Consider the following 26660-nt stretch of genomic DNA (forward strand, 5'->3'; position numbering starts at 1 on the left):
ATAGTGTGGCATTTGCCATGTGAAAGTAGGTCATCACCAGGCTCCTATTCAGAAAAACCCGCTCAATGAGCGGGTTTTTTGCTTTCTGGCTTATGACTACAAAGCGGTTTATAACCAAGCTATAACACTCGAATAGCTGAGCCTTATTGTTATATAAGAGGTGGCGCGGTTGAGAGTGGTTTCAACAATACGTCCCTGTCGCTTGGTTACATCGCTCATCCCCCTTCCTCGCAGAGCTCGTCACCTTCAAGTGGCGTGAGTGAAACTGTTCACTCACTTAATTCCACTTTCAGCCATGCAGTATTGAATACGTCCCGTACTCACCCCTTCGGGCCAGCTAACTCTGTTCCAATCTGTTCCAGACAGGTTTGTCACCTCAGAAGCTGCGAAGCAGTGCTTCGGTCTTCTTCGTCTAACAAAACCTTACAATGAATTGTTTGCCTTAATAACAGGAAAAGCGATACAAATAGGTAATAATTAGGGTAATTCTTCACCGTTTGGCTTAATGGAGTGCCTATGCGAGTTGTGTTGTTATGCTTATTGCTTGCGGGTCTGCCCCTGGCTGCGTCGCAAGCGCCAATACAAACGGCTTACGACTGTACTGCCGTGGAAATAGATGAAATCGATCCGGCTACTTTGACTAAGCAGGAGCGTATTAAGTTAATGGAAAATGCGCTGCTTGATTCGGTAAATAAATACAGCACCTGTTTGGATAAGGTGCAGCAGCAAATGGCCAGCGATCAGGCCCAGGCCAGCGCATCGGCTCAGGGGCAGGAACAGCAAGACGCGCAGGCCCAGTCTCAGTCCCAAGGAACTAGTACTGAACAAATGACCCAAGAATTGCCCTTATCAACCCAAGATCCAGCGCTTACCAAGGAGCAGGAAAAAATGAAATCCGGCGGTGGTCGGGCGCAACAGGTGGTTAAGCCTAAGGATAACGATTCTATTATTTGCACCATGCTCTATGAAGAGATCACCAAAGAAACAAACGATGCCACCAAGCAGGCGTTAATTAAGCAATATGAAGACTACAATTGCACTAAGTAAGCAAAGGTATTGAGATATGATATCTAAGAACCCTTATAGGCTAGCTGCGCTGTTGATCATAATGATTGTCACTCTCAGTGCCTGCCAATCGACCTCAAACAAGAATACTCGTAATGCTCCCCTAGCGGTCGGTCCGAACGCAATGGGGCAGGACTCATACAGCACAGCTAAGGCGCTACCTCAGAGCGATATATTTTTAGATGTTGCGGTGCCGGTATTTGATCCCGGCTTACCCATGGACGGCAATAAGGTCGATTATGATGAGTTGGATGAAATGGATATTTGGCCGCAATTGCGTCGTGCCGAGGCCAAGCGCTTTGCGGTAGAGACCAAGCGCGCCATTGCTGCTACTCAGGCTTTCGGCTCTGTGTCTGTGGTGCCCGATGCTAATACCAGTGCCGATTTATACGTGCTGGGTACGGTATTGCACTCTGACTCAGAGTTTGTGCGTCTTGAGGTAACCGTGGTCGATAGCAGTGGTGAGCCTCTGGATAGTGAAGAGTTTGAACATCAGGTTTCCAAGAGCTATTTCCGCGATGCCTTAAATGAAGGCAAAGATCCCTATCAGCCGGTGTTTGATCAGGTGGCTGACTATGTTTACCGGCTGTTGATGGATCTTTCCGAGCAACAAAAGCAGACCTTGAAAAACACCACTTTAGTACGTTATGCCCATTATTATTCTCCCGAGGCCTTTAAGGACTATCTCAAGGTATCTATCGACCGTAAGAACGGCACCCGTTTTTACAAGTATGAGCTTAATGGCCTGCCAGCGGCTGACGATGCCATGTTGCAACGCATTGAGGTGCTGCGTAATCAAGAAATGTTGTTTGTCGATCGTCTCCAGGATCAGTTCGATGTATTCCAACAAAGCACAGATGATCCTTATCACGAATGGCAGCGTGAAACCTTACCCGAGGCTGTCAGGGCACGAGAGGCCCGTGCCGAGCGTAATACCAAGGCCGTGGTCGGTGCCCTAGGCTTTATAGCTGCCCTGGCGCTGGGCAACAACAGTAACTCAACTTCCACTTCGGTGGCTAAAACAGCAGGTGCCCTGGGCAGTGTTTGGCTGTTAAAGGATGCCTACCAAGCGAATCATAACCTTAAAGTGGCCTCAGCGGTGATCGATGAAATGGGTCAGGGTCTGGACTTAACCCTTAGTCCTCAGGTAATGGAATTTAATGAGCAGCAGGTTGAATTAAGCGGTACCGCTGCCGAGCAGTATCAGCAATGGAAAGCTCATTTAAGGAAGATGTATCATCTTGAAACCAGTGCCAATTAAGCGCCTGCCATTTTCAGTAATAAAGAACACAAGGTATTAGTGGTGGGCGAAGATAAGAAGACGAGCTTAGATCAGCAGCTGCAACAGCAAACCTCGGCCCGCGGGGCAAAGCTCAATACCTATATGCTAGTTGTTGCTGTAACTCTGGCTTTAGTGTTGGCGGTGAGTGTTTGGTATGCCTTAAGTGAGGATGCGGCGATGCCTTCGGCACACATCACATCAGTGCCAAGTGCTGAACTGGCTATTCCCCTTGATAGTGCTGCGAACGAGGTGCTGCGTGAGCAAGTGCAACAGGCCATTTTAACCTTTGAGCAGCAACACCAAGCCTTGCTAACTAACGAACAGGTGATTGCTTTCGCCCCCGAGCGACAAGTACAGACCAAAGGTGCTTTTGAGGTTGCCCTCACGGCCTTTGCACAAGGCCAGTTTCGTCAGGCTCAGGTGTATTTACAGCAGGCCGATGAACTGGCAACCGAGTTATCAGTACAATGGCAGCAAGCCATAGATAGCTGGTATCAGCAGGCATTAAAGGCCCTAGAGGAGCAACGTCCGCAAGAAGCCAGGCTTTATGTGGATAAGATGTATGCGCTCGATGAAGAGGATGCGCGCATCGATACCTTGCAACAGCAGATCCAAGCCTTTACCCAGCAGCAAAGTCTAAGGCGTGATTATCAGGGGGCCGTGGCGGAGCGCGATATAGATAAACAGGCGGCGGTGTTGGCGCAACTTGTGGCACTGCAACCCGAAAACCAGGAGTTGCAGGATAAACTTAATGCTGCCGAGGAAAGCATACGTAAACGCCAAGTTGCCCAGGCGGTCAAAGAGGCGCAGCAGGCCTTGATACAGCAAGACTTTATCTTGGCCGAGCAGGCGATTACACAATTGCAGCGTTTAAAAGCCGACGGCGACACCCTGAATTTATTGCGCGCGCAACTGAGTAAACAGCAGCGCCAGCTGAGTACCGAGCGCACCCGCGCCTTGTTAGTTGCCGCCAGCGAACAGCAAGAGTGGCAGCAGGTAGAGAGCCTAGCGCAGCAGTATTTGGCGCGCGCCCCCGGTGATAGCACCATTACCCACTTGTTGACCCGTGCCAAACAGGTATTGGCGGCGCAGCGCGCTTTAAGTATTTATACGGCGCGGCCCCAACGCTTAAGCGACAGTAATATTCGCGCTCAGGCTGAGGCTGCGGTGACTAAGGCCCAGCCCTATGCCCCTTACTCGCGGCAATTGGCAAACAGTATCGAAGAGTTGAATCAACACCTGAGTCATTTTAGCACTCCCATCGCCGTGACCTTGCTGTCCGATGAGCAAACCCAGGTACGCATTTATGGCGGTGACCAGCTTGGCGAGTTTGCCCAAAAGCAAGTGATGCTCTTACCCGGCAGTTATACTCTTGAAGGGCGCAGAACGGGTTATGTCAGTGTGAAATATGAGCTTGAGGTGAGCGCAACGGATACGCCAATTACGCTTACCATAGCCTGTACACAAAGGATTTAGTGGTTATGTCAGAGCTAGACGCACAATTAAAACAACGACAAAAAAGCAGCTTGCTACCCTTGCTGATCGCCAGCTGCCTGGCGCTGCTGAGCGTGGCGGCCATAGTGATCTATCTGTTTATCGCCAAGGGACATGCTATTAAGGTCTTGCCCGTCGAGGCCCAAGAGCAGGCGCAGGTTGAGATTGCTGCTGGGTTTGGCTTTGTGACCGATGAGCTGGTCTATCGCTTTGCCAGCGACGTGAAAATTAAGGTCTCCTCTGCCACCTATTTTGCTCAGGAGCTAGTGCTGACAGACACCAGCCCCGCCGCCGTGACTATAGAACTAAAACCCCGCCCAGGTACCTTGATGGGCAAGGTCGCTCAGCCCTATGGCGAACATACCTTGTGGGTTGTTGATGGCCGCTTGCTGGCCAAAGGGGCGACCATTAGCGAGACACTGGGTGAAGGCGATTACACGCTCAGTATCGAAAATCCCTATTATCAAAACCAGCAGCAGGCGCTGATAATGGCACGGGCGCAAACGACCGAGGTAAGCCCTGAGTTAGCTCCCATCTCCGGGGTGCTGGATCTGGCATCCATTCCCAATGGCGCAGAGGTCTATATGGGTGGTAAAAGCCTGGGTAAAACCCCTTTGCGACACACCTTGGCCGGAGGTAGTTATATTCTGGAGTTGCATAAGCCGGGTTATGAGCCGAGTATCGAGAATGTGGAAATTACCGAGCAATATTCGAGTGTTACCCGCCAATACCAACTTAAACCCGAACAAGCCTATTTGGAGATAACCCTGGATCCCGAGGGTGGCAGCCTGTTTATTGATGGTCAGAAGGTGGCGCCGGGGCATGTGGCCGTGGATGCCAATACCATGCACAGGGTGCGCTACGACAAGCCAGGCTATTACAGCTTTAACAGCAAGGTGATCCTGCCCCCCAAGGAGCAAAAATTCTACGCCATTACCCTAAAGCCGGAGCAAGGCAAGGTCAGCGTGCGCAGCAATGTCGAGGCCGAGGTCTATATTAATGGTCAGTTACGAGGTAAAACACCGCTGAGTAAGATCCTGCCGGCTACCGCTCATGAAATTAAGGTGAGCAAACCTGGCTATCGTACTGTGGTTAAAACCCTGACTCCAAGCGCCAAACACGCCTCTACGGTGGATGTCACCTTGCTAACGGAGTTTGATGCCCGCCGTCAGGAGGGGCGCCCCCTATTTGTTTCTACTCTGGGCATGGAGCTGCAGCAATTTAATATGACGCCCTTTACCCTGGGCTCACCAGCCAATGAAGTGGGTCGCCAGCGCAATGAGTTCCAGGTGCGGGTCGATTTCACCCGACCGGTCTGGGTGGGCAAACATGAAGTGACCGAGGCGCAATTTCATGCTTTCGATAAGCAGGTGCCTAAATCCCAATTACCGGTAACTAATATCAGTTGGTTGGCCGCCGCACAATACTGTAACTGGCTCAGTGAACAAGAAGCCCTGGAACCCTATTACCGTATCGTTAATAACCAGTTTACGGGTATCAATAAAAAGGCCCGGGGTTATCGTTTGCTTAGTGAGGCGGAATGGGAATGGTTGGCGAAAAAAGCTAAGCGTGCCCGCGCCAGCAAGTATGTGTGGGGCGACAGCGAGCGGGTGCCTAAGGAAGCGGGTAACTTTGCCGATGCCAACCTTAAGGGCAAGCAGGCATTTTATCTGGCTGACTATCAGGACAGCCACGCGGGTAAGGCTCCGGTGGGCAGCTATCGTGCTGATAAGGCCGGTCTTTATGACTTGGCCGGTAATGTTAGTGAATGGGTGTTTGATGTCAGCTCCTATGTCACCCCGGATTTGAACCGGGTGCACAAGGATTATCTTGGCCCAGGGGGTGGAGGTAACCATATTGCCAAGGGCGGCAACTATCAGTCCGGGCGACTGCAGGATTTACGGGCGGCGCTAAAAATCGTTACCGATGGTCCCAGTGAAACCATAGGCTTTCGCATCGCCCGTTATGAGAGGTAATGTATGAAACGTAAAGGCATATTACTGGTGCTGGCCTTAGTCTTGGTCGGCGCCGTCACTTCGGTCGCGATGGCGGCAAAAATCAGTTTGGACTCACCGGCCACCTTCCCGGTGGATATCTAAGGAGCGCATTATGGTAACGGACAATACCCGCATGAATTTGCCGCCGCTGGTGTCTATCGGCATCTTTATTGCTACCGTCGTTGTGGTGCACTTGCTGTATCAAGGGGTGATCCGCCCTGCGGCGGAAGCCGCTATTGTCGCCCATGGCAGTGGTGCCACGACTAATCTTTGGGTGATCTTAAAAGACGCCGAGCAGCAGGCTTGTATGACCTTGGGCTTGTTCTGTCTGATCCTGATGGGCTACAAGTATTATCGTATCGTCACCAAGGAAGAGCCGGTCTTTACCTTTGACTATCTGCGCTCTTTCCCCAAGGAGGAGGCGCTGAATGTGGATGAAGCCCTGGCGTTTTTAGAAGAAGGGGAGAGTGCAAAAAATAGCTCTGTGGCCACCTGGATCAATTGCTTACGTCGCTATAAAAACACCCAAAATGTGCAGCATGCCGCCGATGCTATTCGTGATAGTGTTGAATCTCTGGCGGCGCAACTGGAGGCGGGTAACGCCACCATTCGCTACTTTATCTGGGCCATTCCCAGTATTGGTTTTGTTGGCACCGTACGCGGTATTGGCTCGGCCCTGGCAAAAGCTGAAGAGGCGGTGGCCGGTGATATCGCCGGTATGGTGGATAAGCTCGGGGTCGCCTTTAACTCGACCCTGGTCTCGCTGTTGCTTTCTATCCTCTTGATGTATGTGCTATTTCATCTTAATAACCGCCAGGATGAAATGGTGCTCAAAACCAAGAACAACTGTGAAACCCATCTGTTAACCCATCTGCATAAGTAGCCAAGATGTTGAAGCGGCGCGGCGAACAAGGGTTAAACCTGTCCTTTCTCGATGTCATGGCTTGTGGCTTGGGCGCCGTTTTGATGATCCTTATTGTTATCAAGTTTCAGGCCTCAATCTCGGTACCCAGCACCGAAATAGAACGACTGCAACAGCGCCTTGCTGCCACCGAGGAGCAGGCCAGTGCCTTGCAGCAGGAGCTGGATGAGGGAGCGCAAGCGCTGGCCGCGGTGCAGGCGCAAAACAGTGACAACGACGAGCGCGTGGCCGCGTTAAAACTAATGCAGCAAGCGGCCAGGCAGGCCTTGCAAAATCAACAAGCGGTGGTGGCGCAGTTACAGCAGTCGGTAGCCGCGGCGGCGCCGAAACAGGCGGATGATCCTATTGAGCTAAAGGGTGGTGGTGAGGAGAATTACTTATTGGGCCTCAAGGTTGAAGGTCAGCGTATAGGCATTTTGATCGATCACAGCGCCTCGATGACGGACGAGCAGCTGATCAAGGTGATACGCCGTAAGCTCGGGCCCGCACAACAAAAGCAACAGGGGCCAAAATGGCAGCGTACCAAGCGGGTAGCGAAATGGTTGCTGGCACGGGTGCCGAAGCAGTCTCAGGTCAGCGTGGTCGCCTTTAATTCCGGTGCTCAGGTGCTAGGCAACAGGGCCATCAACTCGGCCAAGGTGGAGGCCAGCATGCAGTCCTTGGTTAAGGACATTGACGCCCTGGTGCCGGAAAATGGCACCGACCTATATACCGCCTTAAACACCATCAAGAGCACCTTTGCCGATATGGATGCGCTCTATATTATCACCGATGGCTTGCCGACCATGATGTCCGGCGCCCAAGGGTTTCGTGAAACAAAAAACTGCCAACCCCTTACCGGTAATATGAAAACCATAGATGGCGATTGTCGTGCCAGAATCCATCAGTTCAGCATCGCCCAAGCCGCGCCCAAGGTACCGACCCACATTGTCTTGCTGCCTTTGGAAGGAGATCCGCTGGCTCCGGCACTCTACTGGAACTGGGCCAATAACACCGGCGGTTTGATGATAGCCCCGGCGCGGAGCTGGCCATGAAGCGGCGTGAACCGGTAGAAATCTTTAGCCTGTCTTTTTTAGACATTATTTCATGTGCGTTTGGCGCTGTGGTGATGCTGATCCTGCTGGCTAAAAATGGCGATCAGGGTGAGTTTAATGACGCCAGTCAAATTGCCACCCTGGTTCGAGCCCTGGACGGGGCCGAGCGCAGCGTACAGCAATTACAGCAGGCCTTGAGCGAGGGTGCAGAGCAACTGGCCGCCGCCGAGGCGCAGGGGGCCAGTAATGCCGAGCAGCAGATGGCCTTGCAGACACAACTGGCACGGGCCAAGGATAAGGTGCAGCAGTTGACCGATGCCGCCTCCGGGCTGGAGCAAACCCTGGTGGAGCGTCAGCGTGCCGCCATCAATGCTCCGCGTGCCAGGGTGCGCGATGACGAGGTGGGCGGTATTCCCGTCGACAGCAATTATGTGGTCTTTATTATCGATACCTCGGGTTCGATGAAGACCATGTGGCCGCGGGTACTGAGAACCATGGACGAGGTGCTAAATAATCATCCCAAGGTGCAGGGCTTTCAAGTGTTGTCCGACAATGGAGAGGTGCTGGGCGGGCGCTCCCTTGGTACCTGGCGCAGCGACAGTCGGGCGCAGCGCGCCGGGGTACTGCGAGGCTTACAGCAATGGCATGGCAGCTCGAACAGCTCGCCGGTGGAGGGCATTGCCGCCAGCCTCAAGGCCTATGCCCGCTATCAGGGGGATCTCGCGCTTTATGTCTTTGGCGATGACTTTACCGGCACCAGTTACGACGATGCCCTAGCGCAAATTAACCGGCTTAATCGCAGTACCGGTGGCACACCTATCGCCCGTATTCATGGCATCGCCTTTAAGCGCAATATGGGCGCGTCACCAGATATGGTGAAGTTTTCCACCCTGATGCGTGAGGTGGCACGGCAAAATAACGGCACCTTTATGGGGCTTTAGTTTGATCTTCAGGTGGGCGCATTGGGTATAACCCTTTTTGTCATTGTACAAAGCATGTTTTAATGTCTCCCTCACACTAAAAAGACCCAGCAGCAGATGGAAAAATATCAATCTATTTATCAGCGTGCGCTTGAGCGCAAGGGCTCACAGGCGCAACTGGAAGCCTTACTCAGTAAGCCAAAAACCACCGAGCAATTAAAGCAACTAACCGACGATATCTGGTTAGAAGAGTTCACCCGAAAAATCTTTCAAAGTGGCTTTTATTGGGCGGTGATCAATGCCAAATGGCCGGGCTTTCGCGAGGTGTTCTGGGATTTTAGCGTTGAGAAACTACTGATGATGGCGCCGGAAATGCTGGAGCAGAAGGCCAGCGATGAACGTATCGTGCGCAACTTTAAAAAAGTGCAAACCTTGCCTATTAATTGTCTAATGATCCATGAAGTAGCACAAGAGCATGGCAGCTTTAGCGACTTTGTTGCCCAGTGGCCGAGCGAGGACATTATCGGCCTCTGGCTGTATTTGAAAAAGCACGGAGCCCGCTTAGGTGGCAATACCGGTGCTTTTGCCCTGCGAGCTTTAGGTAAAGACACCTTTATGTTGTCGCGCGATGTGGAAGCCTATTGCCGTGCTAATGAGGTGATCGACGGCGGTCTGCACTCAAAGCGCTCCCTGCAGGCCATACAAGGCATGTTTAATGAGCTGCAGCAGCAAAGTGGCCGCTCCTTAACGGAGCTAAGCCAGCTTATCGCCTTTAGCATTGGCGACAATTATGTTGGTATGCAAACCAACTAAGGATAGCTATGAAGCTAGATAACCCCTATGCCCATATTGGTGCCCTGAGTCACAGCGCCCAGGTGCGTCAGTTTAGTCAGCCGCAGTTGTTGCTGTGGAATAGTGCGTTGGCGAAAACGCTGGGGCTGAGCGAGGACGACACCACTAAAGCCCAGCTTGCCAGTGGTCAGTCTTATCCGGATGCTAATGCCTTGGCTTATGCCGGCCACCAGTTTGGCAATTACGTGCCCTTGCTTGGCGACGGTCGGGCTCATTTGCTTGGTGCCGTCACCGATCCTCAGGGGCTGAGCTGGGATGTGCAATTAAAGGGCTCAGGAGCAACCCAATTTTCCCGCGGTGGCGATGGCCTCTGTGGTATTGGCCCAGCGGTGCGCGAATTTATTATGAGCGAAGCATTGGCGGCATTAAAGGTGCCTACCACGCGCTGTTTAAGTGTAGCGCTGAGCGGCGAGACGGTGATGCGACAACAGCCCAGCGCCGGCGCCATAGTGACGAGGGTGGCCAGCAGCCATATTCGCGTTGGCAGCTTTCAGTTTTTAGCCGCGCAGCAGGATGAGCAAGGCTTGGCCCAGTTGGTGGAGTTAACCATCAAGCGTCATTACCCCGAGCTGGCTGCGCTGAACGGGGATGAGCGCTTGTTGGCACTCTTTAGTGCGGTAATGGATAAGCAAATCGAACTGATTGTGCACTGGCTGCGCATCGGCTTTATTCATGGGGTGATGAATACCGACAATACCCTGGTGAGCGGCGAAACCATAGACTATGGCCCCTGCGCCATGTTGAACGGCTTTGACTTTGGCCGGGTGTTTAGCTCCATCGACCGCACCGGTCGTTATGCCTTTGGCAATCAACCGCAGATCGCCAGTTGGAACCTGGCCCGTTTCGCGGAAACCCTGATTGACCTGTTTAGCGTAGAGCGCGACCAGGCGGTGGCCGAGTTAACCCAGGTGCTTAACACCTTCGGCGACAAGTTTAATGCCGCCCTTAAAGCCATGTGGCTACAAAAACTCGGGCTCCTGGCCGAAGATAACGAGGCTGAGGCGCTGGTGGATGAGCTACTGGGGCTGATGCAACAACAGCAGTTGGATTACACCAATACCTTTGCGGCGCTCACCGCCTATTGCCATCAGGGCACCGAGGTGCCCGAGCCCCTGGCCTCAGCCTTGGGAGATTGGCTGGCGCGCTGGCAGGCGTGCGTAGCCGGGCACAAGGAGCACAGTGCGGCGCTGATGAGTGCGGCAAATCCGCAGGTAATCCCCCGCAATCACAGGGTGGAAGAGGTGATCGCCGACTTTGAGCGTCAGGGTCACAGCGACAAGCTGGCGCCGCTGCTGGCGGCCATTCGCAACCCTTATTGCCTTGACCCCGAGCATGCATATTTACAGCAGCCGCCAGAGCTGGGCGAAGACGACAGTTATCAAACCTTTTGTGGTACCTAGTGGCCATTGTCCTTTGGCGAAACTAATAAAAAAGCCCAGGCAATTGCCCGGGCTTTTTTATTAAAATGAGAAGGCTTAGTTAGCCTGGGCAAACGCCTCTGCTTGACGCCATACGCGCAGCATATTTTCGCCAAGGATCTTTTTGATATCCGCATCGCTATAGCCACGGTCCAATAAACCTTGTACCAGGTTAGGGTAGCTGGATACGTCTTTAAGGCCCACGGGTAGTGAGTCACCCACACCATCGTAGTCAGAGCCGATGCCTACATGCTCGATGCCGATCAGTTTCACCACATGGTCGATATGATCTAGCACCTGCTCCAGGCTGGCGAATGGGAAGGGGTTCTTCTTCAGGAAGGCCGCCTTAAAGTCGGTGGTGTCCTTGCCCGCTTCTTTGGCCTTATCTTGGGCCTCATCGCGACGGTCGTACCAGCTATTTGCGCTGCTGGTCACAAAGCTGGAACCGAAGTTAATTTGGATCACACCGCCGTTCTTTTTCAGCGCCAGCAGCATGTTGTCATCCATATTGCGCTCAAAACCCGGCGTGTATTTACGTAGCGAGGAGTGTGAGGCGATCACGGGCACCTTAGACAGCTCCATTACCTGATAGAAGGCCGCATCCGAGATGTGCGAGACATCGATCAGCATGCCGATATTATTCATCTCGGTGACCAGCTCTTTACCGAATGGGCTTAGGCCCTTCCATTTACGGCGGATATCATAGCTGGAGTCGGAAATATGGTTGCTTTGCGAATGCGCCAAGGTGATATAACGCACGCCACGCTCATAGAAGTGGTGCAGGTTCTTTATCTCGCCTTCGATGGGGGAGCCATTTTCCATACCCATGGCCAGCGACATCACGCCGTCTTTAAATTGCTTTTCTACATCTGCGACCGAGTCGGCAATGGCGAACTTATCGGGGGCGCGATAGGCCAGCGCTTCCATCATATCGATCAGCTGATTGGCCAGTTCATAGCTTTTACCTTTGCCTTCGAATTCCAAGTTGGCTGGAATATAGATAGACATGAAGGGCGCGTTTAAACCACCTTCAATGGCGCGAGGGTAATCGAAATCACCGCGCTCGGTGGCCTTGCTGACGTCATCCCATTTGTTATGAATGCGGTAAGGGACATCGATATGGGTATCGATAAGGATGTTTTCTTGCGCCAGTTTAATGGCTTTTTCTGATGCGTGGTAGTCATCCTGTGCTGCAACACTGGTGCTGCCCAGTGCTATTGCCAGCGCTGCCCCAAGGGTGGTGAGTTTCATAGTAGCCGCTCATTATTATTATCGAATTAAAGGCCCATTGTGGCGACATTTGCGGGGTATGACAAGGATATGAGATTAAAGTGTGCAGGCACGCAATAAGGTGCTCATAAACACAGAGTAGAGCGGCAAGGCAAAAGAGTATAAATCAAGGCGGATACCAATCCATACGTATTGTTGTACCGTAAAACACCTTCAACAAAATCGCGACAAACAGTGAATCAGCAATTTGATGAATAGAATAAACCCACGAAAACTAAGTAATAGTAAATGGACAGCCACTCAGCCGCGAAATAAAGAAAAGCACTTTTTAGTCACTGAGGTGGAATATGATGAGGACGGCACGGTGCTTTCGTGTACTTTGGAGGCGATCCTCTCGCGCAATGAATATGCAATCGATTGGACTGAGCTTAAAGATACCAGCCGATGGCAGCAAGGTTGGAAGTAGGGTGACACCTACATGCCATAATCCCGTTCGACTTTAGCGATGCGCAATTTAAACGCCGAATACCACTTTTTACGGCCGTTTTTTTGCGCTTCAAGGTGCTCCATATTCGCTTTCCAACTTTTTATTGCGGCTAAATCAGCCCACTAAGAAACCGTGATCCCCACTTCTTCACGAGCGGATTCAATGCCTAAAAAGCCGGTTTGTTCCTTGGCCAGCTCAACCATTCGTGCGGCGGTATCACCATAGCCTTCATCTTCTACCCCGCCCTGAAGAAACGTGCCATTATCGACACGGCGTGATTCTATCGCTTGGGGAGAAGATTGCAAAGTAAAGGAGTGAAGTATGGCTATGAATTTGAAAGCAAAAGCTAATCAACTTTCACCTTAGGCTCTTTAGATTGGCCACTTAGCAGTTTAGGTATGTCTATACCATTCACCGTATGAACTTTGTAGCCATCATAAGAAAATCCAAAAATGGATTGTTTACCATGGAGAGTTAATTTGTCACCTGGCGAAACCCAATGCCAATCAAAAGAACTTAAGCCGCAAAGACTGTTATTGAATAGCAGCTGATATTCTTTAATCAGTACGGAGCCATTGCAATGCTTTTGCTTATAGGAGCTGCTTTTTTTCTCAATTGTAACAACCATAGTCGCGTCATCCGCCAAGGAGTAGCTAAGATAATGCAGCGTTGTTGGGATACCTAAAGAGACAGCAATGAATACAAAGCCAGGAATTCCAAAAAGGCACATAAGCATATAAGCGACATATTGCATCCATGGACTTTTAAATTGCCCACGTGCTAATTGATAGCGCAGTTGAGAGTCCTTTTTGAAGAATGTGTAAGTCTGTAGTGCTATCAGGGCTAGCATAAGTGGAATGCTCAGCCACGCAAGTGGACGTGCAATGTGTTCATGAACGAGCACTTTTGCAGTAAAATGGAAAACTACCAGCCACAATATTACAATAATAAGGGTGAGTAACGTTATTGCCATCGCTTTATTTTGGTGATGTTTTGTTTTTACTTCCATGTATCACTCAGCTTCAAATAGATGTAACTCATCGCATCCCATCATCAGGGGGAGTTTTAGTTATGAGGTGGGTAACTAATCGATTCTCTTGCCTTGAAGGGTATGGAGTTTGTAGCCATCATATGAAAAACCAAAGACGGTCTCCTTACCATAAACGGTTATCTTGTCCCCCGGTGATAATAAACCCCATATTAAACTATTCATACCACACATGTTGCCATTAGTCGGAAGTTGATATTCTTTCAACCAAATAGAGCCGCGACATCTCCATTTCCCGGGCTTGTGGCTACTCCCTTTTCTGTCAATAGTAAGAACAAGGGTTGTGCTATTGGCAAAGGGGTAACAAATGTGGTGCAGTAGGGTTGGTATGCCAATGGCGATAGGGAAGTATACAAAGAACGGAATAAGTAAATATGCGACCGGTAGCACAAAATATTGGCCAAACTTTCCAGCTGTTTGTTCAAGTTTTTTGCGAAAGCTCTTTTTGAATAACGCATAAGTGAGTAGCGCTATTAGAGCCAGAGTCAAGGGAAGACTTAGCCATGCAAGGGCGCGTGCCAGCTCTTCATTGACGAAAACCCCTCCAAAAAGAGGGGGGAAAACTAACACACACATCGCTAAGGCAATGGCCTGAAAAAGTTTTTCCTGTTTTTTTGACAGCTGGGGTTTGCCTACTTTGCTTTTAACTTTCATGGTTCACTCAGCCCCAAATAAATGTAACTTATCACATCCCACCAGTAGGCATAGTTTCAATTGTGAGGTGGTTAGCCCATTGACTTCCCTGCCTTGCAGGGTATGGAGTTTGTAGCCTTCATAGGAAAAGCCAAAGACGGTTTTTTTACCATAGAAAATGACCTTGTCCCCCGGCGATAAAATATGCCAATAAGGTTTATACATACCACAAATAGAGTCATTGAAGAGAAGCTGATATTCTTCAAACCACATCCTGCCACTGCAACGTGTGCGCCTGTAACTAGACTCTTTATCCTTCACAGTAAGGACAAGAGTGGCTGGTTCAACCAAAGGTGAACTTAAATGGTGAAGGGTTGTTGGTATGCCCATAGCAACTATGATGTAAACAAAGTAAGGAATAGCCAAAAAGTAACCGAACAAGTATTTGAAGTATTGACAGAAAGTACTTTGGGAGCATCGTATTTTTAATTCGTAACGGAATTGGGAGCCCTTTTTGAAGAACAAGTAAGTTACCAGTGACATCAGACTTAGTGAGAGGAGTGCACTGAACCATCCGAGCGGGAGCGCCATTTGTTCATTAACGAAAATGGGCCAAATTACCGGTGATATCATGACACCAACCATTGCGAGGCCAATGACAGATTCAAGTATATTACGAGCTTTTGATTTCCTCGTCTTGTTCGTTTTGTTTTCCACTTCCATGTTTAATCCAATCCTCGAGGTTGTTACTTACATCCCATAATCCCGCTCGACTTTAGCTATACGCAACTTAAATGACGCATACCATTTTTCGCGTCCAAGCTTTTGCGCTGCAAGGTGCTCCATATTGCGCTTCCAGTTTTTTATCGATTCCAGGTCGGCCCAGTAGGAGACGGTGATGCCCACTTCCTCGCGAGCAGATTCGACGCCTAAAAAGCCGGGCTGTTGCTCGGCCAGCTCTACCATGCGGGTGGCGGTGTCGCCATAGCCTTCATCTATCTCGGTGCGCACCGAGGTAAAAATAACCGTGTAGTAGGGCGGTTCAGGGGTTTGAGCGATTAACGGCATACACATTCCTTGTTGGCTGAGTGGGCTGCTGCTTTAGGTGATCAGCATAACAGCCGCGGGTGAGTTTGGTTAGCGAAAAATGCTGGTAGTGGTACGGGCTGGTATTTGCCAGCCCCGATTAAAACTCATCCCTATCAATGTGATAGTCGCCTTCCTCGGCCTGCATTTGCTTAAACTGCTGGGCGCTCATAATGTTTACTTCTTCATGGAGTTCCGAGTAAACGATCAGTGCCTCGCCGCTTTTTATCAGGCCAAGCACCTGTTCGATTTTCGTTTCCTTGTCCACCTCGGTTTCACCATAGTCGGTGCCTTCGCGAAGAATAAATTGCTCTATGAGGTTGGTAAGTGCTTCTTTACTTAATTCTTGGTAGGGAATGATCATGCGTTTTCTAATTGCTCTAAGAAGTATTGGGGTACGGTTTGCTCTAACCAAAATTCCGGTTTAAACCAGCCGCTGCAACTGATAAAGCCCACATGCCCGCCCTTGGCCGATACGCGTAAATCAACGGCGGCGGAGACATCTTGCGGACGCGGTACCGCCGGCGTTGCCAGCATGGGGTCGTCTTCGGCATGAATTATCAGGGTCGGGGTGGCAATATGCTTAAGATAGGGCTTGGCACTGCTTTTTTGGTAGTAATCCTCGGCGCCGTTAAAACCATGCAGGGGCGCGGTGATCATATCGTCAAACTGCCACAGGTCATTTATGCTGTTGAGCTGCTCGGCACTCATATCAAGCGCGCCTTTTAAGTGCGGCAGCTTGCGGGTCATGGACTTTTTCATGCGGCCAAGCAGGTAGTGCTGATAAATTTTGCCCAGGCTTTTGCGGATCACCTGACAGGAGCTGGATAAATCATGAGGGGCGCTGATCACCGCCGCGGCCTTAAGACCACTGTGCTCGCGCTGCTCACCCAGGTATTTGGCCAGGACGTTGCCGCCGAGTGAAAAGCCGACCGCCGCTAAGGCACGTCCGGGAAAACGTTGCTGCAGAGTGCGGATAAAAAAGCCTAAATCCTGAGTTTCGCCGCTGTGATAGGCGCGGGTTTGTCGGTTTGGTTCGCCGGAGCAGTTGCGAAAATGCATCAGCACCGCATCCATCCCTGTCGCTTGCAACGCCAGCATCATGCCCTTGGCATAAAAGCTGTCGATATTACCCTCCAGACCATGGAGGATGATCACCAGTGGCTTATCCGGCTGGGCCGGTTGTGCCCAGGCAAGATCGAGAAAGTCATCATCTTCCGTGGTGATGATTTCGCGGCTGACATTCACCTTAAAACCGGGGCGAAAAAAGCGCGGTAAAATGGTTTGCAGGTGGCGGCCGGGCATCCACCAGGCAGGGGTAAAGTGGTTACTCACTGAATATTTACCAACAAAATCAGAATACATCGCGCACTATAGTAACAAAGTTTGGCGACATGCTCATTTTTATCGCATAAAAATAAAGCCTCCGCTAATGCAAGATTAGAGGAGGCTTTGTGCGTCGTGCTTAATTTGGTTGGTAGCCAAGGGCGTATAAGCTTGACCCGTGGCGGGGTAATTAGTTTCCTTCAGGAACCTCGGCGTCCATGACTTTCTTCACGAAATAGCCCACATAGAACAAGCAAAGTAAAATCACTACAGTCAGTATGCCAAAAGACATAAACAGCACCGGGTCTGAGAAAAAGTCGCGAAAGAATACTTGCATGATGGCGTCTCCTGTTCCTTTGATATGGCTAGTGTAGGAGAGCCGAGCCGGTGGCAATATGACCTAGATCAAGGTTATTTTAGGGTTAGTCTGTGATTGCGTGCAGAGCTTGATCCAGATCAGCATTTAGCGGCAGTAGGGAGCTGGGTAGATACAAAGCCAGGTTGTTGACCTTACTCTCAGAGCGCAGTTTCAGGGTGTTACAGGCCTGTACCAACTGCATTTGCTGCTGGCGTTCAAATTGCAGTTCGAGGTCGAGTAACTGCTGGCGCAGTGCCGGGTAGTCGTGCAAGGACCCCTGCTGCGCCTTAACCTCGGCGCGCACCTGGCGCAGGGGTTTAAGGGCAAGCTGGTTAAAGGGCGTCATGGCCGTTTGCAGCGCTTGCAACTGGGAAGAGTCCAGGGCTTGCTGGTGGCAGTCTAAATAGGCCAGCAGCAGGCAGAGATTGACATTCAGGTCGTACTCGTCCTGCCACTGCAACAGGGCTTTTTGCACCTGGGGGTTGGCGTACACAGTCAGGCTAAAGCGCCAAAACTCTGCGGCGCTAATCTTGCTCATAAAAGGCCTGCTCTTGCTCTTCGAGCTCGGTCATCAGCTCCAGCAATTCTTCTTCCACCTGCTCCTGCTGTTTTGCCGCCTCGGTTTGCTGTGCCAGCAATTGTTTGAGCTTTTCCTTATGCTGCTCTTCATACAGGCTGTTATCGCTGAGCTGCTGCTCTATCTCGCTTAGCTGTGGGCTGAGCTTATCAAGCTGCTTCTCCAGCTTCTCAATGGCTTTTTTCAGCGGCTGCACCTGCTTGCGAAACTCGGCTTCCTTGCGCTTTTGCTCCTTGCGGTTGGCGCTAGAATGGGCCTTATCTTCATTGTTTTGTGCAGGTTTTTCCGCCTGATTGGCCTTAAGCAGCCATTGGTAATAGGCATCGAGATCATAACCAAACTGGCTCACTTCGCCGCTGTCGACCAGATAAAACTCATCGGCGGTGTTCTTTAACAGATGGCGGTCGTGCGATACCGTCACCATGGCGCCTTCAAAACCTTGCAATGCCATAACCAGGGCATGACGCATTTCCAAGTCCAGGTGGTTGGTAGGCTCATCCAGTAACAGCAGGTTTGGCTTTTGATAGACCAGCATGGCCAACACCAGGCGGGCTTTCTCGCCGCCGGAGAAGGGCGCTACCGCCTCCAGCGCCTTATCGCCGATAAAGGCAAAGCCGCCAAGGAAATCACGCAGCGACTGCTCGCTGGCCTGCGGGTCCAGGCGTTGCAGGTGGGTCACCGGGCTGGCCTCTAAATCCAGGGCTTCCAACTGATGCTGAGCAAAGTAACCCACCTTGAGGCCCTGGTGATAAAACACCTCACCGGCCTGAGGTTTGATCTCTTGAGCCAGTAATTTGATCAGTGTGGATTTACCGGCACCATTGCGACCGAGCAGGGCGATGCGGCTACCCGGTACCAGGTTGAGCTTAATGCTGTGCAAAATGGTGGTGTCGCCATAGCCGGCCTGGGCGCCATCAAGGGCGATCAAGGGATTGGGCAGGGCATCGGGCTCGGCAAAGCTAAAGTCGAACGGTGAGTCGACATGGGCTGGGGCCAGCTTTTCCATGCGCTCTAAGGCCTTAACCCGGCTTTGGGCCTGTTTGGCCTTACTGGCCTTGGCCTTAAAGCGGGCGATAAACTTTTCTAAATGGGCAATTTGTTCCTGTTGTTTAACAAATTGCGCCTGATGCTGGGCCAAACGCTCGGCCTTTTGGCGTTCAAACTGGGAGTAATTGCCCTTGTACACATTGATCAGCTGTTGATCTATGTGCCAGATTTCACCGACCACGGCATCTAGAAACTCTCGGTCGTGCGAGATAAGTACCAGGGTGCCGCTGTAGGCACGCAAAAAGCGCTCGAGCCAGTACACGGCATCGAGATCCAAGTGGTTGGTCGGTTCATCGAGCAACAGCAGGTCGGCATCGCGGATCAGCGCCTGCGCCAGGTTGAGGCGCATACGCCAGCCCCCGGAAAAGTCGCTGACCGAGTAATCAATTTGATTATTGGAAAAGCCTAAACCGTGCAGCAGCTCTCCGGCCTTGGCCTCAATGCTGTAACCCTTCATCAATTCCAGCTGTTGGTGCACCCTGGCCTGGGTATCGCCGTCGCCACTTTGTTCCGCTGCTTTGAGCTCGGTGCGCAGCGCATAGTATTGCGGATGGCCCTGCAACACATACTCTAGGGCGCTGATATCCAGCGCCGGAGTTTCCTGCTTAACCGAGGCTATGGACCATTCCTTGGGAATTTTGGCTTCACCGGCATCGAGTTGCAGTTCGCCTTTAAGCAGGGCAAACAGGCTCGATTTACCACAGCCATTACTGCCCACTAAGCCCACTTTATGTTGTGGGAAGAGGGTTGCACTGGCATTTTTTAACAGGCATTTTGGGCCGCGTAAAAGCTCGATGTCGCTGATTTGAATCATAGTTACTGCATGGTGTGAATAATGGCCGATATCATATCATGGAGTCCTTGTCCTAGCGGGAAAGTTTTTATGATAAACTGGCGCTTTAAAGCCGGGTGTTTTCGGCCAAGGGGTTGAGAGTATGAAACAGAAAAAGCGTTTTATTGCCGGGGCCAGTTGTCCCGAGTGTCAGCAAATGGATACCATGATGCTGTATAAAGAACATGATGTGGAAAAAGTGCAGTGTGTTGAGTGCGGTCATATCATGACCCAGCCGGAAAACGCCGTACAAGCCTCAACACGTCAGTTTGAGCAGGTGATCGGCGTTTTTAAACCAGAATAAGCTTAGGGTTTGTTAGTAGTGCGGCGGGGGCGGCTCTTGCTCCTGCGGCATCATTGTCGAACTGCTTTGCACTTCACGGAACTTCTCGCCCAATAGCTCCATCTGACGGCGCATCTTCGCCATCTGCTGTTGGTGCGCCTTAAGCTCATCATTCAGTATATCTATGGTCTCGTCTTGAAACGCCACCTTGGCCTCGAGACTTTCAATACGTGCTTCTAAGTGGTTCATGGGCTTCTCTTAATCTCAAAATACTCGGACCGAGCACTGGAACTTTAGGTGCTCAGTTGATTCTGTTCGTTAAGGCAACGGCTGGCCGCAACCTGATAATCCAACACGCGTTTGCTGCAGAGGATATTCCACAGCGTTGGACATTTTCTGGCAGGCAATATACTGCAAATTACTGTGCTGTGCACCTGTTGTCAGCTCCCGAACCCCTGCTTGGCATTTGCTGCCGTGCTGTTATCGGCGTAAATATCCAGGGCGATAACCAGATTCTGTTCATCTTCACTCAAGTACCATTGAAATTTCAGCGCCCTGACTTGATTGTTGCAGGTGATGACACCATGTCTATCCCGGACACCAGGCTATAACGACCGCCTTCTTATATGGCGGCGTGTGGGTGCTGTTTAACAGCATAGAATTGCTGCGGCTGACGGGCGACAATCAGGCTTCACAAGGCCGTAACGACTAGTGTGCAAATTATTATCATAAATTTGCACGTGTCCCTTAACTCTGTTGCTTCAAGCAGTTAGACTAGGGTCGCAACTCAAGGTTGTTTTTCTAATTATTTCATTAAAGTAATTTGAAAAACAGCCTCATGCTGGAGTTGGAAAAATGGGCTTTACGGGTTAAGGTCTGTTAATCAAAATTTAGTTTTGTAACCTTAAATTGGCAACCCTATGTTGCCGGAGATAGATATGAAAAAAACAATTAAGCTATCGCTTGTAGCGGCATCAGTACTAGCCCTTGCAGCGTGTAACCAAGAAGCAGCTAAGCAAGAAGTAAAAGAAGTAAAACTAGAAACTGAAGCTCAGCAACAGGCTTATGGTATTGGTGCCTCTGTGGGTACTTTCCTAAACAAAGATCTAGCGGACAAAAAAGAGCTGGGTATCGTGCTTGACCAAGAGCTATTGCTACGTGGTTTTAAAGATGCGCTAGCCGGTGAAGCCAAGCTAGACGAAGAGAAAATTCGTGAAGTGCTAACTACTCTTGATGAGTCAGTACGTACTAAGCAGCAAGAGCAAGCGAAAGCCGCTGCAGCCAAGAGCAAAGAAGAAGGTGAAAAATACCTAGCCGATAACGCTAAGAAAGAAGGCGTGACGGTAACTGAGTCTGGCCTACAGTGGGAAGTGCTGACGGCTGCCGAAGGCGACAAGCCAGCTGAAACCGACACGGTTAAGGTACACTACAAAGGCACCTTGATTGACGGTACCGAGTTCGACAGCTCTTACTCTCGTAACGAACCTACCAGCTTCCCGCTTAACCGCGTTATCCCTGGCTGGACTGAAGGTCTACAACTTATGCCTGTTGGCTCTAAGTACAAGTTCACTATTCCTTCAGAGCTTGCTTACGGCGAGCGTGACCTAGGTAAGATCCCTGCTAACTCAACGCTGGTATTCGAAGTTGAGCTGCTTGAGATCGTTAAAGCGGAAAAGACTGACGCTGAGTAATCAGGGTTAGTTGTTGTGCGGTGGTCAACACTGCCGCACACAAGCATAAACGCAAAAAAAAGCCCCACTCAATGAGCGGGGCTTTTTTGTGTATTGAATTAAGTGTGATTGGTGTAGAGGTTGTGGATCAACTCATCTTCCAATTCAAAGCGAATGCTCAGTGCTTCGCCGAGCTGCGATAGGTCTTTATCGAAGTTCTCAAGTAAATCGTCGCTTTTGGTTTCCGCGTAGTTATCGTTAAAGTCGAGGGCGATATCTGTGGTGGCGGAAATTTGCGGATACAAGGAGCGCGCTAATTTCAGACTGTCTTCGCCGCGGCTTTCGCATTGCTTAACTATGTCGTCGTAGATTTCAAAATGGCCGGCTGAGAGGTAGTCCATCAGTAATTGGCAAAAACTCTGGATATTGGCTTGCTCCGGTAATGCCTGATCATGCTTACCATGGTGCGCCGGACCCGCTAGGCCGCAGTACTGCACCAATAGTTCCTGGCGGTCGGTTAACCACTTATCGATGACGCTATGGCTACCACCCCATTTTTGTTGTGCTTTTTCCAATTGCGATAACATCATTGCTCTCCTAACCTCGCTGGCGTTACCTTCTATAAAAGGGAAATCTGAGGCAAAGGTCAACCTATTTTTCACAATTATTATTTCAGATTATTACAGGGCGGAGGTCGGATGATTGTTATCAGGCAGGTTAGAGAAATAAAGCGCTGGAAAAGAAAAAGCCACCGCAAGGGTGGCCGAATTTCTTTAGCAGTCTCGTTGTACGAGCTTCTTTTTATTATGTTTGTTCTAACTTTTTATTATTATTCTCTAGAACGGCATTAGTTATACCAAGGTCGTATAAGCGTTGCAAGTTCTTTTAACAAAAAAATTTACATTTTTTTATCAAGCTTCACATTTGCTGATGCACAAATGTGCATTTCCATGATCTATTTCATCATAGTGAATCTAGGTTATGGTAGAATCCCGCCCAACTAAAATTTGAACCGAAAGAGTTACGCCATGAGCGAATTGAAAAATGATCGTTATTTACGTGCCTTAGCTAAACAGCCCGTTGATAAAACGCCGGTATGGATGATGCGTCAAGCCGGTCGCTATTTGCCAGAGTATCGCGCTACCCGATCTCAGGCCGGGGACTTTATGAGCTTATGTAAAAATGCCGAGCTCGCTTGTGAGGTAACTTTACAGCCATTGCGTCGTTATCCTTTGGACGCGGCGATTCTGTTCAGCGACATTCTGACCATTCCTGATGCCATGGGCTTGGGACTGTACTTCGAAACCGGTGAAGGCCCTAAATTTGAGCGCCCGGTAACGAGTTATGCAGATGTTGCTAAGATCGCCATTCCCGATCCGGAAGACGAGCTGGGCTACGTGATGAACGCGGTTCGCACCATTCGTCGCGAGCTTAAGGGCGAAGTGCCTTTAATCGGTTTCTCTGGTTCACCTTGGACCCTGGCGACCTACATGGTTGAGGGCGGTTCGAGCAAAACCTTCGGTAAAATTAAGAAAATGGCCTTTGCTGAGCCTAAAACGCTTCACTTGTTGCTAGACAAGCTGGCCGACTCGGTTACCAGCTATCTGAATGCGCAGGTAAAAGCCGGTGCGCAGTCCTTAATGATTTTTGATTCATGGGGTGGGGTATTAAGCCCGCGTGACTACGAAGAGTTCTCACTGCGTTACATGCACAAAATCGTTGATGGCTTAATTCGTGAAAACGATGGCCGCAAGGTACCGGTCACCCTGTTCACTAAGAGCGGTGGTCAGTGGATCGAAAAGATTGCTGCGACCGGCTGTGACGCCATAGGTCTGGATTGGACCATAGATATTGCCGATGCCAAGCGCCGTGTAGGCGACAAGGTGGCACTGCAGGGTAATATGGATCCATCCATGCTGCATGCCTCACCTGAGCGCATTCGTGAAGAAGTAGCGTCGATTTTGGCCGGTTTTGGTCATGGCAGTGGTCATGTATTCAACCTAGGCCATGGTATTACCCCGGACGTTGATCCTGAGCACGCCGGTGCCTTTATCAATGCCGTACATGAGCTAAGTGCGCAATACCACAAGTAAGTACAGCCTAAATAAGAAAGCCCGCAGTTGCGGGCTTTTTTGTGTCTGTTAGCTGCCTTTAGTAAATCAGGCTGGTGCCGTTGGCCATCATGGAGGCACGGCCTTCCATCAGCTCCAGGTAATTCTGCGTTGGCCAGTTACGGCGCTTGGCTTCGTCGTATGCCTGGCGCAGGTATTTTTCACCTTGCTGCATGCGTCCCAGTTCGCTGTAGGCAACACCCAGTACGGAAAGCAGGACCGGGTTATCCGGTGCTTCGGCGCGAGCAAGCTCGGCGTATTTTACCGCTTCTTCATAGTTGCGGATCGATTCCTTATCGGCAAAAGCAAGCAGCTTGGCATAGGCGATCATCGCCGGCAGATACTGCTGATGCGTGGCTTGTTTAAGAATTTTCGCCGCTTTATCCAGGTCATAATGCACAGTTTCATAGTCGAGCAGCTTGTTGGCCAATTGATATTGAGCGCGCTCGTTACCGCTGTGGCTGGCTACTTCCAACCAGTTATAAGCCTTTTGTTTATCGGCTTTACAGGCAGTGCCGTATTCAAAGCAACGAACCAACCATAATTGCGCGTCATAGTTGCCGTTAATGGCAGCGCGGTAGTACCAATCCAGGTAATGCTCATCGCTGTTGTCCACTAAGCCGGCTTCCAGCATCATGGCGTAGCGAGCCTGGGCGTAGTTATTACCTTGAACGGCGAGCGCTTTAAGCTTTTGTGAATACTCCGCCAATTGTGACTTATATTCACGGCGATAATTGTTCTGGCTGCTTTGTAATTCAAAGGTGTGAGTTAGGTCGAACACAGCTTGCGGTTCGCCGCTGTAGTCGTTAGGTACATTGTATTGCCACTGGGTAATAGCGGCTAAGGCGGCGTCATCTATTACTCCTTTCGGGAAGGAGGCGATCACCCGCTCATTTATAACATGACCCTGCTGGTTAACGTCAAAGCTCACCGTAGCCCAGGCGCTTTGAATACCGCCCTCATCGTTATATTCCGGATTTACCTTTTGTTTAACCGAAATATAGCGAGCATCGTGGCCGGATTTATCTTCAATGGGCGCCAGGGTTTGCTGGTGTTTGTCATAACCGAATTTGTATGACAATGCCTTGTAGTGGTCTTTCCCGTCTTTACGAGAGGGGACAGTACTGCGGATATCACGATAGCGATCTTTGGCGTCGTCGTTACCGTAATCCAGGGCGAGCATATACCAAGAAAAAGCGTTGTAGATATCGGCTGGGGCTCCAAGGCCCTGCTCATACATCTTGGCCAGCTCGAACATGGCTTGGGGGTGCCCCTGCTCGGCGAGCTTTTTAAATTCAGAGAAGGCGGCGTCGAAATTTTTATTTTGGAGATCTTTCTGCGCGCTGGAATAATCGGCGAATGTGGCGAAACTTGCCAGACTTAATGCTGCACAAAGACCAAAAGCACGTATTTTCATTCCCTTTTCCTAACTTTTTCTTATTATATCACCGAGTTTACAATAATTTTACAGTTGAACAAGGGCTGAATGCTAAAAAATGGGCACAAGGCCCATTTTTGTATTTATAAAGGGTATTTTCTTAATCTATATCAAACTAAACGATTAAGCCCGTTTAGTGCCGCCACCCGGTAGGCTTCGGCCATAGTCGGGTAGTTAAAGGTGGTATTGACGAAGTACTCGACATTATTGCCACCATTTTTCTGCTCCATAATGGCCTGACCGATATGCACTATCTCCGAGGCACGCTCACCAAAGCAGTGTACCCCTAGGACTTCCTTGGTTTCGCTATGGAATAGAATCTTTAGGCTACCCACATCTGTGCCGGCAATTTGCGCCCGAGCCAGGTGTTTAAACTGGGCCCGACCTACCTCGTAGGGAATTTTGGCGGCGGTAAGCTGCTGTTCGGTTTTACCTACCGAGCTCATTTCCGGAATGGTGTAGATGCCGGCGGGGATATCTATGATCAGCTTTTCGTTACATTCCCCTTTGACTATGGCATCGGCACAAATACGCCCCTGGTCAAAGGCGGCGCTGGCCAAGCTGGGGTAACCAATGACATCGCCGACCGCATAGATATTATCGACGTCGGTTTGGTAGCTCTCATTAACCTTAAGTTGGCCACGGCTGTCGGCCTTTAAGCCTACCGCTGCCAGGTTTAAGGTGTCTGTGTTACCGGTGCGGCCATTGGCAAAGAGCAGGCAGTCGGCCTTGACCCGCTTGCCCGACTTCATATGCATAATGATGCCGTCGTCGCGGGTTTCTACGCGATCGAATTCTTCATTGTGGCGAATAAATATGCCGCTGTTCCAAAAGTGGTAGCTTAGGGCATCGGAAATCTCGTCATCCATAAAGGCCAGTAAGCGATCACGGGTGTTAACCAGATCAACCTTGGTGCCTAAGCCTTTGAAAATAGAAGCGTACTCACAACCAATCACACCTGCGCCGTAAATTAGAATGCGCTGTGGATCGTGTTGCAGATTTAAAATGGTGTCGCTGTCATAGACGCGGGGATGATTAAAGTCGATTTCCGCCGGACGATAGGGGCGTGAGCCAGTGGCTATCACTATGGTTGGCGCGCTTAGTTGCTCGATTGACCCGTCCTGATGTTGCACCTGAACCGTATGCTGATCGATAAAGCTAGCATCACCTTGATACAGGTCGATGCGGTTGCGTTCATAAAAGCTGCTGCGTAAGCTCGACTGTTTAGAGATCACCGCGCTGGTATGACGTAGAATATCACCAAAGGTCAGGCGGCTAGGACGCTCTGAGATATGGAACAAGGGGTTGGCCTTGTATTCGATATAACGGCTGACCGAGTGGCGCAGAGCCTTGGAAGGAATGGTTCCCCAATGCACGCAGCCACCACCGACTGCGCGCTGGCGTTCGATCACTGCCACCCTTTTATTGCTTTTGGCCAGGTTCATGGCGGTGCCTTCACCCCCAGGGCCTGTACCAATAATAATGGCGTCATACTGGTATGCCGCCTCGGGCTTCTTCTTACTTGTGGTTTGTTTGGCCACGCTCACTCC

General features: G+C 50.5%; 28 protein-coding genes and 1 pseudogene. 14 read left to right on the forward strand and 15 right to left on the reverse strand.

What is annotated here, in order from left to right:
* Positions 1–516 precede the first annotated feature (516 nt).
* The 9 genes from C2M35_RS13635 (at position 517) to C2M35_RS13675 (ending at position 10966) form a co-directional block, all read left to right on the forward strand.
* Positions 517–1047 carry a hypothetical protein gene (locus C2M35_RS13635; protein WP_105200428.1) on the forward strand — a complete coding sequence of 177 codons (531 nt, stop codon included), beginning with the start codon at positions 517–519 and terminating at the stop codon, positions 1045–1047.
* A 16-nt stretch (positions 1048–1063) separates the two neighbouring features.
* The gene (locus C2M35_RS13640; protein ID WP_234000070.1) at positions 1064–2326 is read left to right on the forward strand and encodes a hypothetical protein; all 1263 of its coding nucleotides are present in this window, start codon (positions 1064–1066) and stop codon (positions 2324–2326) included.
* Positions 2327–2368: 42 nt separating this feature from the next.
* Positions 2369–3823, forward strand: a complete 1455-nt coding sequence (locus tag C2M35_RS13645; RefSeq protein WP_105265574.1) for a hypothetical protein — start codon at positions 2369–2371, stop codon at positions 3821–3823.
* Between the two features lie 5 nt (positions 3824–3828).
* Positions 3829–5817, forward strand: a complete 1989-nt coding sequence (locus C2M35_RS13650) for a PEGA domain-containing protein (RefSeq protein WP_105265575.1) — start codon at positions 3829–3831, stop codon at positions 5815–5817.
* 133 nt (positions 5818–5950) lie between these two features.
* A complete protein-coding gene (locus C2M35_RS13655) occupies positions 5951–6721 on the forward strand; it encodes a MotA/TolQ/ExbB proton channel family protein (RefSeq protein WP_105213176.1) in 771 nt (256 codons plus the stop codon).
* 5 nt (positions 6722–6726) lie between these two features.
* Positions 6727–7794, forward strand: coding sequence for a vWA domain-containing protein (locus C2M35_RS13660; RefSeq protein WP_105265576.1), 1068 nt, complete (start codon positions 6727–6729; stop codon positions 7792–7794).
* The gene (locus C2M35_RS13665) at positions 7791–8735 is read left to right on the forward strand and encodes a hypothetical protein (RefSeq protein ID WP_105265577.1); all 945 of its coding nucleotides are present in this window, start codon (positions 7791–7793) and stop codon (positions 8733–8735) included. Before C2M35_RS13660 ends, C2M35_RS13665 begins: the two co-directional genes overlap by 4 nt.
* 96 nt (positions 8736–8831) lie before the next feature.
* Positions 8832–9527 (forward strand): DNA-3-methyladenine glycosylase I, encoded by a 696-nt coding sequence (locus tag C2M35_RS13670; RefSeq protein WP_105190309.1) that lies wholly within the window; start codon positions 8832–8834, stop codon positions 9525–9527.
* 8 nt (positions 9528–9535) lie between these two features.
* The gene (locus C2M35_RS13675) at positions 9536–10966 is read left to right on the forward strand and encodes a protein adenylyltransferase SelO (RefSeq protein ID WP_105265578.1); all 1431 of its coding nucleotides are present in this window, start codon (positions 9536–9538) and stop codon (positions 10964–10966) included.
* A 75-nt stretch (positions 10967–11041) separates the two neighbouring features.
* On the opposite strand, the gene C2M35_RS13680 is transcribed toward C2M35_RS13675, so the two are convergent.
* The gene (locus C2M35_RS13680) at positions 11042–12235 is read right to left on the reverse strand and encodes a dipeptidase (protein WP_105258325.1); all 1194 of its coding nucleotides are present in this window, start codon (positions 12233–12235) and stop codon (positions 11042–11044) included.
* A 229-nt stretch (positions 12236–12464) separates the two neighbouring features.
* On the opposite strand from C2M35_RS13680, the gene C2M35_RS13685 reads away from it, so the two are divergent.
* Complete coding sequence (locus C2M35_RS13685; protein ID WP_105190307.1) at positions 12465–12680, forward strand: TIGR02450 family Trp-rich protein; 216 nt, start codon at positions 12465–12467, stop codon at positions 12678–12680.
* Positions 12681–12688: 8 nt separating this feature from the next.
* Here the strand turns inward: C2M35_RS13685 and C2M35_RS13690 are convergent.
* The 10 genes and pseudogenes from C2M35_RS13690 to C2M35_RS13730 form a co-directional block, all read right to left on the reverse strand.
* Positions 12689–12904: pseudogene (locus C2M35_RS13690) on the reverse strand (antibiotic biosynthesis monooxygenase family protein).
* A gap of 143 nt (positions 12905–13047) precedes the next feature.
* Complete coding sequence (locus tag C2M35_RS13695) at positions 13048–13710, reverse strand: hypothetical protein (protein WP_105190306.1); 663 nt, start codon at positions 13708–13710, stop codon at positions 13048–13050.
* A 75-nt stretch (positions 13711–13785) separates the two neighbouring features.
* The gene (locus C2M35_RS13700) at positions 13786–14403 is read right to left on the reverse strand and encodes a hypothetical protein (RefSeq protein WP_105258326.1); all 618 of its coding nucleotides are present in this window, start codon (positions 14401–14403) and stop codon (positions 13786–13788) included.
* A gap of 3 nt (positions 14404–14406) precedes the next feature.
* A complete protein-coding gene (locus tag C2M35_RS13705; protein ID WP_105258327.1) occupies positions 14407–15105 on the reverse strand; it encodes a hypothetical protein in 699 nt (232 codons plus the stop codon).
* 27 nt (positions 15106–15132) lie between these two features.
* Entirely contained in the window at positions 15133–15450 is a 318-nt protein-coding gene (locus tag C2M35_RS13710) for an antibiotic biosynthesis monooxygenase family protein (RefSeq protein ID WP_105265579.1), read from the reverse strand.
* Positions 15451–15568: 118 nt separating this feature from the next.
* Entirely contained in the window at positions 15569–15832 is a 264-nt protein-coding gene (locus C2M35_RS13715) for a YheU family protein (protein ID WP_105190304.1), read from the reverse strand.
* On the reverse strand, positions 15829–16803 hold the full coding sequence (locus C2M35_RS13720; protein ID WP_199774432.1) for a hydrolase: 975 nt from the start codon (positions 16801–16803) through the stop codon (positions 15829–15831). The genes C2M35_RS13715 and C2M35_RS13720 overlap by 4 nt, the downstream gene beginning before the upstream one ends.
* A gap of 181 nt (positions 16804–16984) precedes the next feature.
* Positions 16985–17131: a DUF3149 domain-containing protein gene (locus C2M35_RS15680; protein ID WP_158677986.1), complete on the reverse strand. Its 147-nt coding sequence runs from the start codon at positions 17129–17131 to the stop codon at positions 16985–16987.
* An 85-nt stretch (positions 17132–17216) separates the two neighbouring features.
* Positions 17217–17690 carry a TIGR02444 family protein gene (locus C2M35_RS13725; RefSeq protein ID WP_105265580.1) on the reverse strand — a complete coding sequence of 158 codons (474 nt, stop codon included), beginning with the start codon at positions 17688–17690 and terminating at the stop codon, positions 17217–17219.
* On the reverse strand, positions 17677–19590 hold the full coding sequence (locus C2M35_RS13730) for an ATP-binding cassette domain-containing protein (protein ID WP_105200414.1): 1914 nt from the start codon (positions 19588–19590) through the stop codon (positions 17677–17679). Before C2M35_RS13730 ends, C2M35_RS13725 begins: the two co-directional genes overlap by 14 nt.
* 121 nt (positions 19591–19711) lie before the next feature.
* Between C2M35_RS13730 and C2M35_RS13735 the strand changes: the two genes are divergently transcribed.
* Positions 19712–19912, forward strand: coding sequence for a YheV family putative zinc ribbon protein (locus tag C2M35_RS13735; RefSeq protein ID WP_105190300.1), 201 nt, complete (start codon positions 19712–19714; stop codon positions 19910–19912).
* Positions 19913–19924: 12 nt separating this feature from the next.
* Here the strand turns inward: C2M35_RS13735 and C2M35_RS13740 are convergent, their stop codons facing one another.
* Positions 19925–20140, reverse strand: a complete 216-nt coding sequence (locus C2M35_RS13740) for a SlyX family protein (RefSeq protein ID WP_105200413.1) — start codon at positions 20138–20140, stop codon at positions 19925–19927.
* Positions 20141–20196: 56 nt separating this feature from the next.
* Between C2M35_RS13740 and C2M35_RS13745 the strand changes: the two genes are divergently transcribed.
* Together C2M35_RS13745 and fkpA are read left to right on the forward strand one after the other, a co-directional pair.
* Positions 20197–20502 carry a hypothetical protein gene (locus C2M35_RS13745; protein WP_105265581.1) on the forward strand — a complete coding sequence of 102 codons (306 nt, stop codon included), beginning with the start codon at positions 20197–20199 and terminating at the stop codon, positions 20500–20502.
* A gap of 327 nt (positions 20503–20829) precedes the next feature.
* Complete coding sequence (fkpA, locus tag C2M35_RS13750; RefSeq protein ID WP_105200429.1) at positions 20830–21582, forward strand: FKBP-type peptidyl-prolyl cis-trans isomerase; 753 nt, start codon at positions 20830–20832, stop codon at positions 21580–21582.
* Between the two features lie 98 nt (positions 21583–21680).
* Here fkpA and rsd read toward each other — a convergent pair whose 3' ends face one another.
* A complete protein-coding gene (gene rsd / locus C2M35_RS13755; RefSeq protein WP_105258333.1) occupies positions 21681–22148 on the reverse strand; it encodes a sigma D regulator in 468 nt (155 codons plus the stop codon).
* A 441-nt stretch (positions 22149–22589) separates the two neighbouring features.
* Here rsd and hemE point away from each other — a divergent pair, with 441 nt between their 5' ends.
* Positions 22590–23654, forward strand: a complete 1065-nt coding sequence (gene hemE, locus C2M35_RS13760) for a uroporphyrinogen decarboxylase (RefSeq protein ID WP_105200411.1) — start codon at positions 22590–22592, stop codon at positions 23652–23654.
* A 58-nt stretch (positions 23655–23712) separates the two neighbouring features.
* Here hemE and C2M35_RS13765 read toward each other — a convergent pair whose 3' ends face one another.
* Together C2M35_RS13765 and sthA are read right to left on the reverse strand one after the other, a co-directional pair.
* The gene (locus C2M35_RS13765; protein WP_105200410.1) at positions 23713–25089 is read right to left on the reverse strand and encodes a TonB family protein; all 1377 of its coding nucleotides are present in this window, start codon (positions 25087–25089) and stop codon (positions 23713–23715) included.
* Positions 25090–25220: 131 nt separating this feature from the next.
* On the reverse strand, positions 25221–26651 hold the full coding sequence (gene sthA, locus C2M35_RS13770) for a Si-specific NAD(P)(+) transhydrogenase (RefSeq protein ID WP_105200409.1): 1431 nt from the start codon (positions 26649–26651) through the stop codon (positions 25221–25223).
* Between the last annotated feature and the right edge of the window lie 9 nt (positions 26652–26660).

Source organism: Pseudoalteromonas sp. T1lg76, from assembly GCF_002964725.1.
Taxonomy (GTDB): Bacteria; Pseudomonadota; Gammaproteobacteria; order Enterobacterales; family Alteromonadaceae; genus Pseudoalteromonas.

What these genes read in the sequence shown, in the direction of transcription:
- C2M35_RS13635 (WP_105200428.1), top strand. Translation starts at nt 517, where the DNA reads ATGCGAGTTGTGTTGTTATGCTTATTGCTTGCGGGTCTGCCCCTGGCT.
- C2M35_RS13640 (WP_234000070.1), top strand. Translation starts at nt 1,064, where the DNA reads ATGATATCTAAGAACCCTTATAGGCTAGCTGCGCTGTTGATCATAATG.
- C2M35_RS13650 (WP_105265575.1), top strand. Translation starts at nt 3,829, where the DNA reads ATGTCAGAGCTAGACGCACAATTAAAACAACGACAAAAAAGCAGCTTG.
- C2M35_RS13655 (WP_105213176.1), top strand. Translation starts at nt 5,951, where the DNA reads ATGGTAACGGACAATACCCGCATGAATTTGCCGCCGCTGGTGTCTATC.
- C2M35_RS13660 (WP_105265576.1), top strand. Translation starts at nt 6,727, where the DNA reads ATGTTGAAGCGGCGCGGCGAACAAGGGTTAAACCTGTCCTTTCTCGAT.
- C2M35_RS13665 (WP_105265577.1), top strand. Translation starts at nt 7,791, where the DNA reads ATGAAGCGGCGTGAACCGGTAGAAATCTTTAGCCTGTCTTTTTTAGAC.
- C2M35_RS13670 (WP_105190309.1), top strand. Translation starts at nt 8,832, where the DNA reads ATGGAAAAATATCAATCTATTTATCAGCGTGCGCTTGAGCGCAAGGGC.
- C2M35_RS13675 (WP_105265578.1), top strand. Translation starts at nt 9,536, where the DNA reads ATGAAGCTAGATAACCCCTATGCCCATATTGGTGCCCTGAGTCACAGC.
- C2M35_RS13680 (WP_105258325.1), bottom strand. Translation starts at nt 12,235, where the DNA reads ATGAAACTCACCACCCTTGGGGCAGCGCTGGCAATAGCACTGGGCAGC.
- C2M35_RS13685 (WP_105190307.1), top strand. Translation starts at nt 12,465, where the DNA reads ATGAATAGAATAAACCCACGAAAACTAAGTAATAGTAAATGGACAGCC.
- C2M35_RS13695 (WP_105190306.1), bottom strand. Translation starts at nt 13,710, where the DNA reads ATGGAAGTAAAAACAAAACATCACCAAAATAAAGCGATGGCAATAACG.
- C2M35_RS13700 (WP_105258326.1), bottom strand. Translation starts at nt 14,403, where the DNA reads ATGAAAGTTAAAAGCAAAGTAGGCAAACCCCAGCTGTCAAAAAAACAG.
- C2M35_RS13705 (WP_105258327.1), bottom strand. Translation starts at nt 15,105, where the DNA reads ATGGAAGTGGAAAACAAAACGAACAAGACGAGGAAATCAAAAGCTCGT.
- C2M35_RS13710 (WP_105265579.1), bottom strand. Translation starts at nt 15,450, where the DNA reads ATGCCGTTAATCGCTCAAACCCCTGAACCGCCCTACTACACGGTTATT.
- C2M35_RS13715 (WP_105190304.1), bottom strand. Translation starts at nt 15,832, where the DNA reads ATGATCATTCCCTACCAAGAATTAAGTAAAGAAGCACTTACCAACCTC.
- C2M35_RS15680 (WP_158677986.1), bottom strand. Translation starts at nt 17,131, where the DNA reads ATGCAAGTATTCTTTCGCGACTTTTTCTCAGACCCGGTGCTGTTTATG.
- C2M35_RS13725 (WP_105265580.1), bottom strand. Translation starts at nt 17,690, where the DNA reads ATGAGCAAGATTAGCGCCGCAGAGTTTTGGCGCTTTAGCCTGACTGTG.
- C2M35_RS13730 (WP_105200414.1), bottom strand. Translation starts at nt 19,590, where the DNA reads ATGATTCAAATCAGCGACATCGAGCTTTTACGCGGCCCAAAATGCCTG.
- C2M35_RS13735 (WP_105190300.1), top strand. Translation starts at nt 19,712, where the DNA reads ATGAAACAGAAAAAGCGTTTTATTGCCGGGGCCAGTTGTCCCGAGTGT.
- C2M35_RS13740 (WP_105200413.1), bottom strand. Translation starts at nt 20,140, where the DNA reads ATGAACCACTTAGAAGCACGTATTGAAAGTCTCGAGGCCAAGGTGGCG.
- fkpA (WP_105200429.1), top strand. Translation starts at nt 20,830, where the DNA reads ATGAAAAAAACAATTAAGCTATCGCTTGTAGCGGCATCAGTACTAGCC.
- rsd (WP_105258333.1), bottom strand. Translation starts at nt 22,148, where the DNA reads ATGTTATCGCAATTGGAAAAAGCACAACAAAAATGGGGTGGTAGCCAT.
- hemE (WP_105200411.1), top strand. Translation starts at nt 22,590, where the DNA reads ATGAGCGAATTGAAAAATGATCGTTATTTACGTGCCTTAGCTAAACAG.
- C2M35_RS13765 (WP_105200410.1), bottom strand. Translation starts at nt 25,089, where the DNA reads ATGAAAATACGTGCTTTTGGTCTTTGTGCAGCATTAAGTCTGGCAAGT.